Annotated in this window: 2 protein-coding genes; both read left to right on the top strand. The window is 38.8% G+C overall.

The window, feature by feature from the left end; genetic code table 11:
• Nucleotides 1-205: 205 nt before the first annotated feature.
• Nucleotides 206-385 carry a hypothetical protein gene (locus tag ACMX9J_RS27630; protein ID WP_416226470.1) on the top strand — a complete coding sequence of 60 codons (180 nt, stop codon included), beginning with the start codon at nucleotides 206-208 and terminating at the stop codon, nucleotides 383-385.
• 225 nt (nucleotides 386-610) lie between these two features.
• Nucleotides 611-2,425: a reverse transcriptase domain-containing protein gene (locus ACMX9J_RS27625; RefSeq protein WP_416226469.1), complete on the top strand. Its 1,815-nt coding sequence runs from the start codon at nucleotides 611-613 to the stop codon at nucleotides 2,423-2,425.
• Nucleotides 2,426-2,529: the final 104 nt, after the last annotated feature.

The following is a 2,529-nucleotide window of genomic DNA, read 5'->3' as shown; positions in this document are numbered from 1 at the left end:
GTGCGCCCATACGGGCATATAGAGAATCTCCTTAGACAAGAGATGGGAGTCTGCGCTTAACCCATTTACCACCTTGCTTACCCACAAAGGGAAACCCGGAGGGGACCAGAGCATGCAAGGAAAGCCCTAAGTTACCAAAATGACCTAGGTACGACTGAGGGGCAAGGTAAAAAAATGTTATGAATAAGGATGAATGCTAAACTGCGTGAACCATAGTCCAAAGTGGAGTATCGTCGCCCGAAGTGAAGGGTCATTGAAACGCTTCGCAGTCAAGAATGGAAATATTGCCAAAGTTTCCATTGAACATACGCGATACGTATGGCAGACCAAAGACTGGCTAACTTGGATAACAAGTAACGGACGAAAGTGGCATCCGACATCATAATTAGTCTAGTTTCTATATGTACTAAATGGGGATTACCTAACTTGGAACGCCTCGTAAGGAGGCTATTGAGGATGATACCAAGTGTAAAAAGCAAGGTATGTGGCTCATGAAAATCCAATATGGTAACGGAGTTCTCGTAGTAGTCAGAGCGAGGGAAAGCCTCGTACAAGGCAAAGGAGAACAGTCTTTTCGACTAATATTAAATTGGGAAGGGGCGTGAGGCTCTTGCGAAGCCCAAAAATCGTATTAGGAAATCTAGCATCTCACAGTAACAAAGCAGGATATAAATACAAAAAATTATATCGGAATCTGTATAACCCATTATTTTTTCTTGATGCCTATCAAAATATATACGCCAGCGAAGGAAACATGACTGCTGGAACAGATGGAAAGACCATTGACGGAATGTCTACAGAAAGAATCTCAGCGCTAATTGATAAGTTACGAGATTATTCTTACCAACCAAAACCAGTAAGAAGAGTTTATATTCCAAAGAAAAATGGAAAGAAGCGTCCGTTAGGCATACCTTCCGTAGAAGATAAGTTAGTTCAAGAAGTCATAAAAAACCTATTACAATCCATCTATGAACCAACCTTTAGTAAGTTCTCTCATGGCTTTCGCCCTGAAAAAAGTTGCCATACAGCACTAATTCAGGTCAAAGGAACCTTTACTGGGAGTAGATGGTTCATTGAAGGTGATATCGAAGGTTTTTTCGACAATATTAATCATCACATCCTTATCTATACCCTAAGGAAGAGGATAGATGATGAACAATTTATTTCGCTTATATGGAAGTTCCTTAGAGCCGGATATTTAGAGGAATGGAAGTTTCATAAAACGTTTAGTGGTGCACCACAAGGTGGTATTCTTAGCCCTTTACTAGCAAATATTTATCTAAATGAGTTAGATAATTTTATAAATCGGTATAAGTCAACTTTTGATGTAGGAAAAGTTAGAAGGATAAACCCAGCTTATTCTAAAATACAACATCAAATAAACAGGGTTAAGAAAGAACTAAGGGAATCCAAGGAAATAGATGAAGTACGGGAAAAAGAATTAACCAATAAGGTACATGAGTTGTTAGCTGAAAGAGAACGTATTCCTCAACGATATCCGATGGATGAGAATTATAAACGAATTCAATATGTTAGATATGCAGATGACTTTCTCATTGGAGTTATTGGAAGCAAGGAAGATGCGTACAAGGTAAAAAAAGACATTGCTAATTTCTTGAAATCGGAACTTAAGCTAACATTATCCGAGGAGAAAACACTTATAACAAATACGAGGCATAAGGCTCGATTTTTAGGATATGACGTTAAAGTTTTGCGAGATTTCCACTCTAAACGACGAAGCGATGGAATAAAAACAAGAGCATTCTCGTTAAAATGTGAACTATATATGCCTACTGATCTTGTTTATAGTCGCCTGTTTAAAAAAAGGGTAATAAAGGTCAACCAAAAGACAGGTCAATGGAAACCAATGCACCGTCCAGAGTTAATTAAATTGGTTCCTCTTGAGATTTTAAGAAACTATAACGCCCAGATACGTGGAACCTATCAATATTATCAACTGGCAGTTAATGTGTGCCATCTAAACAGTTATAAGTATCTCCTTGAATATTCTATGTACAAAACCTTAGCAAATAAGTACCGTACTACCTTAGGTAAAGCTAAACAAAAATTTATGGTGAATGGAATATTCCAAGTCAGTTATATGACAAAGTCCGGTAAGAAAACGGAAGTGCTTTATGATAAGGGATTTCGTAGGAATAAAGCTCCTATAACTAAAAAGGATATAGAAAAACTTCCTTCGGAAGTATCATACCAATCCCGAACATCGCTTATCCAAAGGTTGATGGCTAATCAATGTGAATGGTGTAAGGCTGAAGAAGGCTCAATGGAAGTTCACCATGTTCGAAAGCTAAAGAACCTTAAAGGGAAAAAGAAATGGGAAAGACAGATGATAGCAAGAAGTCGTAAAACGATGGTACTTTGTCGAAAGTGTCATCATGACCTGCATAATGGGAAGCTAGACTGAAAAGATGGAGAGCCGTATACCTTGAGAGGGGTACGTACGGTTCGGGGGGGAGTTCTCGGAAACCTAAGACCGAGAGGTCTTAAGGCGCCGGGTTCTTACCCTAC

It is taken from the genome of Priestia sp. RMT2NF4 (assembly GCF_047872835.1).
GTDB classification, from domain to species: Bacteria; Bacillota; Bacilli; order Bacillales; family Bacillaceae_H; genus Priestia; species Priestia zanthoxyli.
The sequence above is the reverse complement of the archived record's forward strand: the minus strand, read 5'-3'. Positions and strand labels throughout refer to the sequence as shown.